The organism is Magnetococcales bacterium, from assembly GCA_015231175.1.
GTDB lineage: Bacteria > Pseudomonadota > Magnetococcia > Magnetococcales > DC0425bin3 > HA3dbin3.
Window position 1 is genome coordinate 41,162 of sequence record JADGBZ010000001.1, and the last position, 14,118, is coordinate 55,279.

Sequence of the window (14,118 nt, forward strand, 5' to 3'; positions counted from 1 at the left end):
TCGCACACATCCTCCGCCCGAAAGGTTCCACTGCATGACGGTCTCCCTGGCGCACACCATTCCGACCATCGATGCTGCGGCATTTTTAAGCATTCATCCCGTGCCGACCATTCTGGTCGACCTGGAGTATCGTGTTCTGGCCTGCAACAAGCTTTACGAGGAGACTTATGGTCCCATCGTGGCTCTGGGGGAGGTGCGGTGCTATGAGATATCCCACGCCTATGCGCGCCCCTGCGATCAGGAGGGGGAGTCCTGTCCTCTGCATGCTTGTTTGGAGACTGGACTGAGTCAACGTCTGCTCCACGTGCATCAGACCTCCGAGGGGAAAGAGTATGTTGATGTGGAGATCCGACCCATTCATGACCAGGCAGGCCGAATCACCCATTATTTGGAGATTTTGACCCCGGTCCGCATCGCTTCTGCCGACCCGGCCCCCGTGGGGTTGGTCGGTTCCTCGCCAGCTTTTCAGCACATGCTGCGGATGATCCAGCGGGTTGCCAACAGCAAGGCTTCCGTCCTCTTGCTGGGCGAGTCGGGCACCGGCAAGGAGGTGGTTGCCCGGGCCATTCATCAGGCCAGTCCGCGGGCGAACATGCCTTTTGTCCCTGTTGAATGCTCCGGTTTGACCGAGAGTCTGTTCGAGAGTGAGCTGTTTGGATATGAGCGCGGCGCCTTTACCGGCGCTCACTTGCGGAAAACCGGCCTGGCTGAGGTTGCACACCAGGGGACGCTTTTTCTGGATGAGATTGGCGACATCCCCCTCTCTCTGCAAGTCAAGTTGCTGCGTCTGTTGGAAACCAAGAGTTTTCGCCGGGTCGGTGGCGTCAACACCCACTATGCCAACTTTCGGTTGATCTGCGCGACCAACCGGGATCTCTCCGCCATGGTGGCGCGTGGCGAGTTTCGTCTGGATCTCTTCTACCGTATCGGGGTATTCCCCATCCACATGCCCCCCCTGCGTGAACGCCGTGAAGACCTCCCCCTGCTCGTCCAATCGCTTCTGGACCGCATGGAGGGCGGCCAGATGATCCATTTGGCACCGGAGACAATGGCCTGGCTCATGACCTATCCCTTTCCTGGCAACATACGGGAGTTGATGAACATCCTGGACCGGGCCATCCTGATGATGGACGGCAGCACCATGCTGCCCGAACATTTGCCACACCAGGCGCAAGGCATACCTACCCCTCCTCCCCTGCGCCATCCCGGTCCGCAAGCCGCTTTTGATCTCCTTTTTCCTCCCGGTCCGCATCTGCCCACGGAGGGTGCGCCAGTCACCTTTCACCTGCGAAAAGTCCTGCCTTTGGAACACATCGAAAGACTCTATCTGGACGAGGTATTGCGGCAATTCGGTGATGACAAGACGCAACTGGCCAAGGAGTTGGGTATCAGCCTGCGCACCCTGTATCGCAAGATTGAAATCATGGAGGGGGGGCCAAGCGACCCCGAGGATGGGAAAACTTGAGAAGGAGGTCACAATCCGCCCCTCCTCCATTGACGAAGTGTTTTTTTTCGGGGAATCTCCCCGGGTTGTGAATGGCCAACCGACTTAAAGGCGCAGGTTTGGAGGTTACCATGTTTTGTCCAAAATGCGGTTCGGAGTTGCCGGCGGCTGCCGCGTATTGTCCCCGATGCGGTGAACAAAGCGGGAATCCCTCTTCCCGGGAAAAACCACTTCCCGATACATTCATTCAACCCTCAACGACAGCAACCATCACCTACGCCGGTTTTTGGGTTCGATTGGCAGCCGTTTTTTACGATAGTCTGATATTGAACATACCCACCATGATCTTTGGCTTTATTTTTGGGCTAATTTACTACTCCAACAACCCCAACGCCGCAGCAAAAGAGAATGATTCTCTCTTCAACCTCATCGGTATTCTTGTGGCCTGGATTTACATGGCGCTCATGGAGAGTTCCTCGAAGCAGGCCACTCTGGGCAAAATGCTGCTCAGGATCAAGGTGACCGATCTCTCCGGCAACCGTTTGTCGTTTGGCAGGGCTTCCGGGCGATACTTTGGCAAGACCATCTCGTTCATGATCCTGTGCATCGGCTTCCTCATGGCCGGGTTCACCAGTAAAAAACAGGCCCTGCACGACAAGATGGCAGGATGTCTGGTCATCAACAACCAGGAGACCAAGGGGCGCAAGGTCTGGATGATCATCGCTCTGGCCATCATGTTTTTGCTTCCCACGGGAATCATCTCCTCCCTGGTTCTGCCCTCTTACCTGAAACAGGCTGCACACGCCCAGGTATCCGAAGTGGTGTCGCTGCTCGAAAGTGGTGAAAAATCGTTGACGGAGTGGTATGCAACACACGGCTACTGGCCGGAACCAGGCAGGAATGTTCCCCTTATCGGGCCGGGAAAGTACGTAGAGAGCGTTGACCTGAGCCAATCCGGTCCAGGCGCAACGACCCCCGCTTTGATCGTAACTGCCACGTTGGGATCCAGCACCGTCGCCAAGGAGATCGTGGGCAAGAGCGTGCAAATAGCCACCAACGATGGAGGGGCTACCTGGAGCTGTGGTGCCGGCCTCTTCGACGGCGTGGACAACAAGTATCTGCCAACAAAATGTCGTTGAAGAAACACTCCGAAGCTCTGCCTAATGCGATGATCCAACCCAGGTGGGTTGCGGTTCTTCTTTGGCTGGTTCTTTTTCTCTTTTCCTTCCACAACGAACGACTGGGCATTGATTTTGGTGAAAATTGGGACGAGTGGCAAACCTTGAAATCCGTTGATCGTGTTTTCAAGGACGGCATCGTTCTCCCGCACTGGTACCGGTACCCATCGGTATTGTTTGACATGTCCTTGTTGGCGGCCATCTCGGACACCCGAGCCATCAGGGACGCCATCCAGGGAATTCCTGCCACACCTGACGACCCGTTTGCCGCCATGGCCAGTGGCATGCGGAGATCCATTGCCGAAAAGTCCTATCTCCTCCGCGCCAGGTCATGGGTCTCTTTTCTGACATTGTTGACAAGTTTGTGGATTTTTTTATTCATCCTGAAGATGAGGAACTCTCCCCAGGAAGCGCTCCTGGGGAGTGCTCTGTTCCTGACCGCATGGGAAGTCAATTATCAGGCCCGCTGGCTGGCAACGGAGAACCTGACGACCCTCTTTTCCTTTATGACGCAATATCTTTTGCTGCTCTCCATTCGATCATCCAGGTTGGGCGGACCCCTGATTTTACTGTCCGCGCTATCGGCTGGCCTGGCCACGGGGAGTTACTACCCCTCCGGCATCTTTTTGCTGCTGGTTCTCCTGACGGCTGTAGGCCTGCACAGCTGGGGGAGCCAACCAGGAGGGCCTTTCGCTACACTGCGCACGATCGGCATGGCCTGTATCGTTTTTTTCCTGACCTTCATTCTGACCACACCCGGGATGATCATTGAGCCGGCTCAATTCATTCGCGACGTTCTGTCTGAATCAATCTATTACCATGGAGGCCATGAGTTTTACCGGACAACACCAGGGTTGTATCATTTTTTTAAGATATTTCAGTATATATCTGTTGTGTCTTTTTCAAAATATACAATTATTTCTATCATGCTCTCTATATTTTTCTGCGTTGGATTTTACAATTTTGTCGTGGATGAAAAAATATCGACTTCCATATGGTTTTTCCTCGCGCCTGTCTTTCATATGATTTACCTGTCCCAGCAAGATGTCATGATTGTCCAACGTCATCTTGTTCTGTTTCCCTACTTGTGCGTCCTGACAGCGCGTGGTGCGGTGGTGACCGCTGCTGCCTTGCAACCTTTTCGGCGCCTCCGCCACATGGTGATCGGAGCCGTTATTTTATCCCTGTGTTTCAACATGGTTTGGCAGAACGACTCGGCTCGGGCCATAGCCGTCCGGAACGACGCGAACCAACCTCAGGAGGTGCGCACGTATATGGAGAAACATGGCAACAATAAATTTTTGTTGACCCCATCCGTCATCAAACTGCTGAACCTCTCAGCCGACTCTCTCCCCCCCCATGTGACTCAAGACGGCGGCAAGGCCGATCAGGTTCTTTTTCAATCGAAGGAGATTGAAAGCCTGGGCAGCAACTGGATTGCCCAGAAACCGGGCACCTACACAATCGTTTCGCCACAACTCTTCGAGGTCAACTGGGATTATTATCCTGGTTGGCGGGGCGACAATCGTGTTATTGCGGTGGAGAGGCAGACAGCCCGGCACATTGGACTGATACCGTGATTTAAACATGGCCATTCGGCGCCTTTCCGATGAAGCAACGATTCAACACCCTTTCGAGAAAAGCTTTGGCATGTGCGAACCATGCAAGGGAGAAGTGAATGCGGGTGCTGCTTGCAGAACCACGTGGATTTTGCGCTGGCGTTGATCGCGCCATTGCGATCGTACAACGGGCGTTGGAAAAATTTGGTCCCCCCATCCACGTTCGCCACGAAATCGTCCACAATCGTTGGGTGGTCGAGAGCCTGCGCCGCAAAGGTGCGATTTTTGTCCAGGAGTTGGATGAAATTCCCGATGGAAGCACCGTTATTTATTCGGCGCATGGAGTCGCCAAAAAAGTGCAGGAAGAAGGGGCGCGACGCCGTCTACAGGTGCTCGACGCCACCTGCCCGCTGGTGGCCAAGGTCCATCGGGAGGCGGAACGGTTGGAACAGAATGGGCACATGGTGGTCCTGATTGGCCATCCGGGACACCCGGAGGTGGAAGGGACCATGGGGCAGTTGCCCCCGGGCAAAATGCATCTGGTGTCCCGCACCGTGGATGTCGCCAACCTGCCGGATGCCCAGGAATCGGCTGTGGGATATATCACCCAGACAACCCTTTCCGTTGATGAAACCCGGGACATGGTGGCCCGTTTGAAGGAACGCTTTCCGGACATCCACGAGCCGGCCCGGGAGGATATTTGTTATGCCACCCAGAATCGCCAGAATGCCGTCAAGGCCCTGGCTGAGCAGTGTGATCGGATATTGGTTCTGGGCGCCCCCAACAGCAGCAACTCCAACCGTCTGCGCGAGGTGGCCGAACGGGCTGGTGTACAGGCCCATCTCATCGAATCGGCCCGGGATATCCAGGATGCATGGCTGTATGGGGTCAAAGTTCTGGGCATTACGGCAGGCGCCTCCGCCCCGGAGGTTTTGGTTGATGAAGTGCTGAACACGCTGGACAAGCGGATCGAGAGTGTGGAGGTGATCTCTGTCGAAAAGGAGAATCTCTCCTTTGCTTTGCCCAGAATCCTTCAGGACGGGCAGTCCGCCCACGACGTGCAAACATCGGATTTTACGGTTCACACAACCAATGGATAGACCATGGACACATTGACGCAACAGCCTTCCCATCAAGACCTCCCGCGCACAGTGTTGGCGACGGGATGTTCCTCGGGCATTGGCAGGGCCGTCGCGCTTGGATTGAAACAACGGGGACACCGGGTGTTTGCCACGGTGCGCAATCCCCAGGATGTGGACGCACTCGAAGCCGAACACATCGAGGCCCACCCCCTTGATCTGCGCAATCCCGACTCCATGCAGACCACCCTGGAGTGGCTTTTGACGCGCACAGGGGGAACCCTGGACGCCCTCTTCAACAATGGCGCTTATGCTCAAATCGGCGCCGTAGAAGATCTGACCCTGGAGGCGATGCGGGAACAATTCGAGACCAACCTGTTCGGCACCCATGAATTGACGCGGCGGGTCATTCCCATCATGCGTCGGCAGGGGTTCGGTCGCATCATCCAAAACAGCTCGATATTGGGGCTGGTGGCCTTGCCGTATCGCGGCGCCTACGTGGCAAGTAAATTTGCCCTGGAAGGGTTGACGCATACTCTGCGCCTGGAGTTGCAGGGTACGGGAATCCACGTCGCCCTGATCCAACCCGGGCCCATCCTCAGCCGGATCCGGCAAAATTCGTTGCCCCATTTTGCACGCCACATCGATGTGGCTTCCTCGCCGCATCGCGAGGTCTACGAGGGCATCGCCGAACGCCTGCGTGTTGAAGGGGCTGTCTCCTTCTTTACCCAATCTCCAGCAGCCGTATTGAAACATGTGGCGCATGCCCTGGAGAGTCCCCGTCCCAAGGCCTGCTACCCAGTCACCCTGCCCACCCGTCTCTTCGGTTTTTTGCTCCGGATTCTCCCCCGCCAGACTTTGGATCGGATTTTGCTCAAGGCCAATCGTCACTGACCCAGGACACTCTGCCCGGTCCGGTTGCCGGGGCGGCGAGGTGTCCGCAGCGGAGCCAAGCCACCATGACGCAGAACAACGATCTTCTCGACAGTGAACACGATGATCTGCTTGACAATGACATGGAGCGTCTCCGACTGCTCCTGCGTCAATTTGCCCGGGAGCGGGAGTGGGATCCATTTCATACGCCCAAAAATCTCGCCATGTCTCTGGGCATTGAGAGTGCAGAGGTGATGGAGTTGTTTCAATGGCTGACCCCCGAAGAGAGCCAATCCCTTTCTGCCGTCAAACAAGCCGCCTTGGCCGATGAAATCGGTGATGTCCTGATTTATCTGGTCATGCTGGCCGATAAATTTCATTTGGATCCACTGGCTGCGGCCCTGGCCAAAGTCGAAAAAAACCATGCCAAATATCCCGCCGCCAAAGTCAGGGGCCAGGCCCGCAAATACAGCGAATACGGCAATGGTCACGACAATGACGGCAACCGCGCCTGACGAAGAACGTGCACGGGCCAGATTGGAGCGTGAGATCCAGGAGTCCCAACGTCTCTCCCAGGAAGCCCGGCGTCTCTCCCAGGAGGCGGAGGCCCGCCTGGAGCGTGATCTCCAAGATACCTGGCGAATCCTGCGCGAGAACAGTGCCGAAACGGACCGAAGATTTCAGGAAACCGATAGAAAATTCGTAACTATTCATCACCCGCCAACGAATCGGGGTCCAGGGGGCTGGCTCCCTGGCAGGTCCAGGACGGAGTCCTGGTGGGGTTCGGGGCGAAGCCCTGACAAAGGCTTTCATGTCCAGGCTGTTTTTGAAAGGGTACTGAATAGTTACGAAAATTCCAGGAAACCAATCTGAAAATCAAAGAAGTTTCCACACAGATCGGCAGGTTGGGTGGTCGCTGGGGGGAGTTTGTCGAGAGTTTGGTTGCCCCTGCCTGCGAGACCCTGTTTGCGGAACGGGGCATTCCCATCCACAAGGTCAGCCCCCGGATCAAGGCCCGACTCCCCCCCAACAGGCAAATGGAAATTGATCTCCTGGTGGTGAATACCGACACGGTGGCCGTGGTGGAAGTCAAAAGCAAACTGTCGGTGGAGGATGTACGGGAACACCTCTCCCGCCTGGCCGAATTCAAGGAATTTTTCCCTGAATACCCCGAGCGACGTGTGCTGGGGGCGGTCGCCGGAACCGTCATCGAAGAGAATATATGCCGGTATGCCATAAGCGCCGGTCTGTTCGTTATCGTCCACGCCGGTGACACGGTACGTCTGGCCAACGATACAGCGTTTGTGCCCCGGGTTTGGTGAGAGCGGAGCCGGGTACCGAGTGGCCGCAAAATTTTTTCACGTACCTTCTGGACAAAGGACCAACCAAACACTATCATTCCCGGAGTTGGTGTGCCGATGCCCGGTGTGGGGTTTCGCGGTGTGCCTGCCCAGATGGCGGAATTGGTAGACGCGCTAGATTCAGGGTCTAGTGATCGCAAGGTCGTGGAAGTTCGAGTCTTCTTCTGGGCACCAAATTGAGAGTCAAAAGGCCGAACCATCTGGTTTGGCCTTTTTTTTGTCTCTCCTTTGCGCTTGGATATCACCCGGCGGGGACATTTTTCAGCCATTGCGCTTGGATATCACCCGGCGGGGGCATTTCCCAGCCATGCCAGAAGCACCAGCAAAGCGGTCTCGGTGATTTCACACATGGCCCCAGCCATGTCGCCTGTGAACCCCTGGACGCGCCGCACATAGATCCCGCGAAGAAGCAGGAATATGAAACCGGCTGTCCCCAGGATCAGCCACCCCACGGGAAAAGGGTGGAGCAAACCGATGGAGACCGCAATCAGGCCCAGAATCAGGATCGCCACTTTGCGTGGAAGATTTTGCACCGCCTCTGCGGCCATGCCCTGTGGGTTGGCGTAGGGTGTCGTCAAAAAGAGAACCACGAGCACACCTCGCCCAACAACGGGAATGGTTGCCAGACTCCACCAAGCCTGCCCGAGAGGCAGCAGATCCATCAAGGCGGCAAACTTCAAAAGGAGAAGCAGCGCGACAGCCGTCACAGCCGCTGGGCCACTGCGGGGGTCTTTCATGATTTCCAAAGTGCGTTGCCGGTCACCCAGACCACCGATGGCGGCATCGGTCCAATCCGCAAGACCATCCAGGTGCAAGGCACCGGTCCATGCGACCCAGCTCATGAGTACCAGTGCGGCGTGCAGTGCATCGCCGGCTGATTGGGTCAACCAGGCCACGCCAGCAACCCCCAACCCTACCAGCAACCCTACCAAGGGATAGAACAGAACCGAACGCCCAAAATCCACACCGGACACCGGCTGCGGCACAGCACGAACCGGCAGACGGGTCAGCAGCCCCAACGCCAAACGCCAGGCACGTCCAACAGGTGTCACGACAGCACAACCGTTTGCTCAGAACGTGGCGCTGTGAGAGACAAGTCGTGGCAAAGGCTGCCCTGCCACACGGTCAGCCACGATGCGCGTGATACAAGCATAGGGCACCACCAAACGGGACACATGTTCCATGGGCATCACCAGGACCACCCCCAGTATGACACGGATCACCCCGCCATGTGCCACAACAAGGACGTGCCGGTGTCCAGTCACTCCGACCAGGTCATTCCACGCATCTTCGACCCGAAAACGAAACTGAGAGAGATGCTCTCCCTCCGGAGGCGGGTAGTTGAGGGGATCCCGCCAAAAGTTGGCTAGGTGTTCGGCCTCTGTGGCCATGATCTGCGCGGAAGTCCGTCCTTCCCAGAGTCCAAAAGACATCTCCCGAAACCGCTCTTCAACCTGGACATCAATCCCCAAATCAAGGGCAATTTCGTAAGCGAACTCCCGGCAACGGCGCAGCGGTGAGGTCACGATGCGCGTCCAGGGTGGATGCCCGATGATGGCCTGCCGCATCTGTTGCCACCCGGTCTCGCTCAAAGGGTCATCCAGGGAGCCTCGATAACGTTCGCCCCCCGCCGGCTCACCGTGCCGCAACAGATCGATGCGGGTGGCCGCAGGATCCCCCGGACTATTCATGCGAAGCCGACTCCCGGCTGACGGCGGCTTCTGCAAAGGTGGCCATATCCTGTTGCAGAGCGCAAGCCAAGCGGAGAATTGCAAAAGCCGTGGCAGCCCCGGATCCCTCGCCGAGACGCATCTGCAAATCAAGCACAGGATGTTTGGCAATGGCACGCAGGATGGGAAGTTGTCCGGGTTCGGAAGAGCGGTGGGTGAAGATCATCCAATCCTTCATGGCCGGGTGCAGTGTAATGACCACCAAGGCGGCAGCCGTACAGATGACGCCATCGACAAGGATGGGCAGACCCTTTTGGGCGCAATGAATGTAGGCCCCACACAAGGCAGCGATTTCAAAACCGCCCAGGCAGCGCAAAATTTCCAGAGGAGAGGTCAAATACATCTCATTTTGTGTCCAGGCCTCCTGGATGATGGCCGCCTTGCGAGCCATGCCAGCCTCGTCAACACCCGTTCCTGGGCCAGCGACTGACTCGGGAGGCATACCCAACAAGGCAACCGTGATGGCGGCGGAAGCTGTCGTGTTGCCGATGCCCATCTCTCCGCCGATGAACAGTCGGCTCCCGGCTTCCAAGGCGCGTTTGACGGCAGCACGTCCCGCATCCAGGGCGCCGTACAATTGGTTGGGAGTCATGGCAGGTTCATAACGGAAGTCGGCGGTACCCTCACCGACCCGATGGCTGATCACCCAGGGAAGAGGCCCTGGATCCGTAACCGCCCCCACATCCACCACTTCGAAAGGAATGCCCTGCTGCCGGGCAAGTACGGTGATGGCCGCGCCCCCACGGGAAAAGTTGCGGATCATCTCCACCGTGACAGCCTGCGGATAGGCTGACACCCCTGCCCTGGCCACGCCGTGATCCGCAGCAAAGACCGTGATCCAACCCGGGTCGACCACAGGAATGGGGGTGCCCTGCATGGCAGCCAGGTGAGCCACCAACTCCTCCATCACTCCCAGTGAGCCTTTGGGCTTGGTAAGCTGATTCAGCCTCTGAACGGCCTGCTGACGCGCAGATTCCACAAGGGGTTGGGCAGGAGACAGCCACCAGGATTGGGTCACGGCTCGGTACCTTTCAAAAATATGGGAAGACCCGCCACGAGGAAGGTGACCCGGTGACACAGACGTGCCAGTTCCTGGTGCAACAACCCCGCTTCATCGGCAAACCTTCGCGTCAACCGTCCCATGGGCACGATACCCAGGCCGGTTTCGTTACTGACCATGACAATCCTGCCGGGAAGTTTTGGCACGATTGTCAACAACGCCTCCCGCTCCCGATTCCAGGGAAGCGGATTGTCGTCCTCCAGAACATGGCTCAACCACAAGGTCAGACAATCCACCAACAAAAACCGATCTGGTGCGGCAAGACGGGCCAAGTGGGTAGCGAGATCGCGGGGCGCTTCGGCCAAACCCCACTCGACTGGCCGCCGCAGTTGGTGTTGGGCGATGCGATCAGCCATCTCGGCATCACCGGCCACCGCCGTGGCCACATAAGTGACGGCCAAGCCACTCCCCATAGCCAAGCTTTCGGCATGGCGGCTCTTTCCGGAACGCGATCCACCCAGGACAAGTTCGATCATGGAATTGATCCCCACGCAAGCAAAACCAAGAACATACTTGTCAAATCAATACGCTCCGCCGCAGACACCCACCCAAGATTCTCCCTGACCACAAACACACCCCATGCCAGGAACGGCGAGGCGCTGATGTTAACCTGTCAAACTGGCAAAATCCACCCCTGGGAGAGTTGGCCCCAAAAGATATGCCCTATTCATAAGTACACAAATATGCAGTATCCGTCATGACCTGAAGTTGAAATTTTTGTTGGGCGTCAACAACGAAAGATTGTCCCTGGTCAAAACGTGTCCAGGTGGTACTCCCTGGAAGTTTAACCACCAAAGTGCCACTGATCACCGTCATGGTCTCCTTTTGGCTGGTACCGAACTCGTACTCTCCCGGCGCCATGACCCCTACGGTGGCCGGCAAGGTGCTGGTTTGGAAAGCAATGGATTTGACTTTGCCGGAAAAATACTCATTGACCTTGAACATGGATCACACCTCTTCCCAATAAAGATTATCAAGTCAAATTATGAGAGGATTTGGCCACTCCGAATACACCACTTTGCCGACACGCTTTGCGCAGGGCGCCGAAGGTATCGAAAATGATGTCAGGACGGAATTTTCTTTGATCGACAACGACACCGTGGTGCCTCTTTTGCAGGGCAAACATACCCATGTTCCTGGCTCCACCGATATCCTTGGCGGCATCGTCGCCAATCATCCAAACAAGCTCAGGCCCTACATTCAGCTTTTCCATGGCCAACCTGAATGGTTGCTCATGGGGTTTATCTGCACCGGCCTCCTCGGAGGTTACCACAAAATCGAACTGATCATCCAATCTGAAATAAATCAACTTGCGAAACTGGATTTGCGCTGTCAGGTCCGTCACGACCGCCGTGGCAATCCCGCTGTCGCGCAGGTCAAAGATAAACTCTCTGACTTCGGAAAAGAGTTTGCTGTTGGTAAGAAAAGTACGCCAATAGGTTTGATAGAGGTCCAGGGTGCTTTGTATTTGGGTTCTGACTCCCAAAATTTCGATCAGGCGTTGAAAATAGAGCAGACGACTATGGGAACTGGCGGTTCCACTGAGTTGGAACTTAACTTTGTCCCGGGCCAAGGCATAGCTGCGCAGAAACTCCTCGGAACTGATGCCCAACAGTTGAATGGCCTTGTCACATGTGGCTTTCAGGGCCTGCCGGTGGGCCGGCTCATAATCGTAGAGTGTATTATCGGTGTCAAAGATCACGGCGGTCGGCTTTTGTTTTAAGATATCCGGACTGACAATTTCGATCTCAGGCATCATTTCTTCCTGTATATTGAACTGACCAGATGGATAATAACGATCAACTGCATAACACCCAGCATGCCACCTTGCCATTTCGGATAAATGGCCAACATTTCATCCGACTGGGATACCAGCATTTTACAAGCCATGGAGATATCCTCGGCACCCACTTCCCCTTCAATGGACAGTTTAACAACCTCATGTTCAAAATCGAGATTTACATCAATCCGCAAACCGCAGATGCCTATCAGGATGCGCACAAGCTCCTCACAATAGATTGCATTACGCACCTGCACATCCAGTTTGAGTTTCATCGCGGATTCATTCTGGTGTTTCGCGTCGAGAAGATCCAGCTCCTCCGAGTTGACAGGCCGAAGTGAAAACACAATGTCGGCATGACCACGCTGGGGTTTGATGAAACGTTCCGCATCCGCAACCCTCCTGGCGAGAAATTCCAGTACCTTCTCCCTGGATTGACCTCGTTTGGCAACGTCACGCCTGATTTTGAAATAGCGCCGCAAATCATCGTCCATATCCAAGAAAACACGGACATCACTCATTTCGTTGAGCGTCGGTGTGTATAGTGCGTGCAAGCCACTGACCAGGATGACATCGTTGTCATTCACCACCACGCCCCGCATGAAGCGTCCACTATCGTGGTCATATTTGCGGCAGTGGATGCGGCGCCCCCGAAAAATGGACTGAATGTCATTGACGAACGCAAGGAGGTTGTTGGCCCTGGGGTTGAGATGGGTGATCACCTTCCACATGGGCGAGAACCGATCCCAGAGGTGATAATCGTCACCCGAAACACTGACCACCGAAGCATCCCCAAACAAACCGGCCAGGTGCAGAACCAGGGTATCCTTGCCACTGCCGGAATCTCCCGCCACAGTGATCATCAGAGGGCGACGAAAGACTCGAAAATAGCCATTTTTTATGACACCATCCCTGAAAAGAATCCAAAGCAGAAACAAGCAAACCGTAACCAGCCCGGTTTGCCATAACATATACACCCGCTCTGGCAAATGGACAGGGGTGGGATGGGTGAGGTCCAACGCCAGCCAAGTTATTTCGGACCCACTGCTGTTGAAGGGAGCGACGCCCAGGAAAAAAATGGTCAGAGGGGCCAAAAGCCAAGCCATCAAAGGAGATCCACTCTGCAAAATATGGATGACCAAAAATGGCAAAGACCAGTAATACCACCCGACCGAAGCTGGAGTCAGAACCAGAAGAATCATAAAGCCAATACAGATACAAGAAACCAAAATCTCGTTATTCATTCGGCGTAATTGAAAAATGAAAAAAAACAATAGACTGTAAACCATGGGCACCACAAAAATGGAGATCCCTCCTGAAATATTGAACTTGAGAAAATAGAGTTTATCCATCTCCCGATTGTTCAACACCATAGCCTGCACGGCTTCGCTTAAAAAGAGGGGTATTTGCAGGAGCGCGAGGGGAAGCAGAAAAGCCAGAAAATGCCGCCAGCGCACCCAATGCAACCGTTTGTTTTGGTTTAAATAAAGAAAAAAGAAGGGCGCAACGATCAACATGCTGAGTTTGGTCGCTACGGCCAAGCCCAGAAAAGCTCCCGAGAGTTTGAAACGAAAGCGGCGCAGAGTGGCCAAGGAACACAGGAGAAAGAAGACAGGAACGATATCGGTCTGGCCGTACCAGTACCCCACATAAAGAACTATGGGAGAGAGCCAATAGAGCTGTAACACCCGTTTTTCCTCTGCGGGGAAAAGACTCCGCAACAGCATCAGGGTGAAAAAGTCAAACAGGAGCGTCGTCAGGCCAAAGCCGATCAGGACCAGGCCGTGTGAAGACAACAAGGTGTCGAATAAGGCGCCGATCAAAACTCCGGGCAAATAAGAGAGATACATGACGGGACCATAGGGGAAGGCCAAAAGGTCGCCGTGCTGGGACAAAAACGTGGACCACGGGTTCTGCGGAATATGCAGGACCGTGTCACGGATGAAGGGGACGAACCAATGCGCCTGCGCCCACGAGGTGGCCACGAGGATAAGTACGCCCCGCGCCAAAAGACCTGCCAGGAAAAACTTGCAGCGCCACAAAGTTGCCAAGGA

Annotated in this window: 14 protein-coding genes and 1 tRNA gene; 8 read left to right on the forward strand and 7 right to left on the reverse strand. The window is 55.4% G+C overall.

Annotated elements, in window-relative coordinates; translation table 11 throughout:
• Window positions 1-34 precede the first annotated feature (34 nt).
• The 8 genes from HQL63_00195 to HQL63_00230 all read left to right on the forward strand — a co-directional run bounded on the left by HQL63_00195 (window position 35) and on the right by HQL63_00230 (window position 7,668).
• A complete protein-coding gene (locus HQL63_00195) occupies window positions 35-1,465 on the forward strand; it encodes a sigma 54-interacting transcriptional regulator (GenBank protein MBF0175258.1) in 1,431 nt (476 codons plus the stop codon).
• A 110-nt stretch (window positions 1,466-1,575) separates the two neighbouring features.
• Window positions 1,576-2,583 carry an RDD family protein gene (locus HQL63_00200; GenBank protein ID MBF0175259.1) on the forward strand — a complete coding sequence of 336 codons (1,008 nt, stop codon included), beginning with the start codon at window positions 1,576-1,578 and terminating at the stop codon, window positions 2,581-2,583.
• A 29-nt stretch (window positions 2,584-2,612) separates the two neighbouring features.
• On the forward strand, window positions 2,613-4,202 hold the full coding sequence (locus HQL63_00205) for a hypothetical protein (GenBank protein MBF0175260.1): 1,590 nt from the start codon (window positions 2,613-2,615) through the stop codon (window positions 4,200-4,202).
• Window positions 4,203-4,300: 98 nt separating this feature from the next.
• The gene (gene ispH, locus HQL63_00210; GenBank protein MBF0175261.1) at window positions 4,301-5,281 is read left to right on the forward strand and encodes a 4-hydroxy-3-methylbut-2-enyl diphosphate reductase; all 981 of its coding nucleotides are present in this window, start codon (window positions 4,301-4,303) and stop codon (window positions 5,279-5,281) included.
• 3 nt (window positions 5,282-5,284) lie between these two features.
• Complete coding sequence (locus HQL63_00215; GenBank protein MBF0175262.1) at window positions 5,285-6,154, forward strand: SDR family NAD(P)-dependent oxidoreductase; 870 nt, start codon at window positions 5,285-5,287, stop codon at window positions 6,152-6,154.
• Between the two features lie 122 nt (window positions 6,155-6,276).
• On the forward strand, window positions 6,277-6,648 hold the full coding sequence (locus HQL63_00220; GenBank protein MBF0175263.1) for a nucleotide pyrophosphohydrolase: 372 nt from the start codon (window positions 6,277-6,279) through the stop codon (window positions 6,646-6,648).
• Between the two features lie 390 nt (window positions 6,649-7,038).
• Entirely contained in the window at window positions 7,039-7,455 is a 417-nt protein-coding gene (locus HQL63_00225) for a DUF3782 domain-containing protein (protein MBF0175264.1), read from the forward strand.
• 126 nt (window positions 7,456-7,581) lie between these two features.
• Window positions 7,582-7,668, forward strand: a tRNA-Leu gene (locus tag HQL63_00230).
• Window positions 7,669-7,775: 107 nt separating this feature from the next.
• On the opposite strand, the gene HQL63_00235 is transcribed toward HQL63_00230, so the two are convergent.
• From HQL63_00235 to HQL63_00265, 7 genes are all read right to left on the reverse strand, one after another.
• Window positions 7,776-8,546: an adenosylcobinamide-GDP ribazoletransferase gene (locus tag HQL63_00235; GenBank protein MBF0175265.1), complete on the reverse strand. Its 771-nt coding sequence runs from the start codon at window positions 8,544-8,546 to the stop codon at window positions 7,776-7,778.
• A gap of 18 nt (window positions 8,547-8,564) precedes the next feature.
• Window positions 8,565-9,185: an alpha-ribazole phosphatase family protein gene (locus HQL63_00240; protein ID MBF0175266.1), complete on the reverse strand. Its 621-nt coding sequence runs from the start codon at window positions 9,183-9,185 to the stop codon at window positions 8,565-8,567.
• On the reverse strand, window positions 9,178-10,242 hold the full coding sequence (gene cobT / locus HQL63_00245) for a nicotinate-nucleotide--dimethylbenzimidazole phosphoribosyltransferase (GenBank protein MBF0175267.1): 1,065 nt from the start codon (window positions 10,240-10,242) through the stop codon (window positions 9,178-9,180). The genes HQL63_00240 and cobT overlap by 8 nt, the downstream gene beginning before the upstream one ends.
• Window positions 10,239-10,760, reverse strand: a complete 522-nt coding sequence (gene cobU, locus HQL63_00250) for a bifunctional adenosylcobinamide kinase/adenosylcobinamide-phosphate guanylyltransferase (protein MBF0175268.1) — start codon at window positions 10,758-10,760, stop codon at window positions 10,239-10,241. The genes cobT and cobU overlap by 4 nt, the downstream gene beginning before the upstream one ends.
• 187 nt (window positions 10,761-10,947) lie before the next feature.
• Window positions 10,948-11,229, reverse strand: a complete 282-nt coding sequence (locus tag HQL63_00255) for a pyrimidine/purine nucleoside phosphorylase (GenBank protein ID MBF0175269.1) — start codon at window positions 11,227-11,229, stop codon at window positions 10,948-10,950.
• Window positions 11,230-11,257: 28 nt separating this feature from the next.
• A complete protein-coding gene (locus HQL63_00260) occupies window positions 11,258-12,040 on the reverse strand; it encodes an HAD family hydrolase (GenBank protein MBF0175270.1) in 783 nt (260 codons plus the stop codon).
• Entirely contained in the window at window positions 12,040-14,115 is a 2,076-nt protein-coding gene (locus tag HQL63_00265) for a phosphoribulokinase/uridine kinase (GenBank protein MBF0175271.1), read from the reverse strand. The genes HQL63_00260 and HQL63_00265 overlap by 1 nt, the downstream gene beginning before the upstream one ends.
• Window positions 14,116-14,118: the final 3 nt, after the last annotated feature.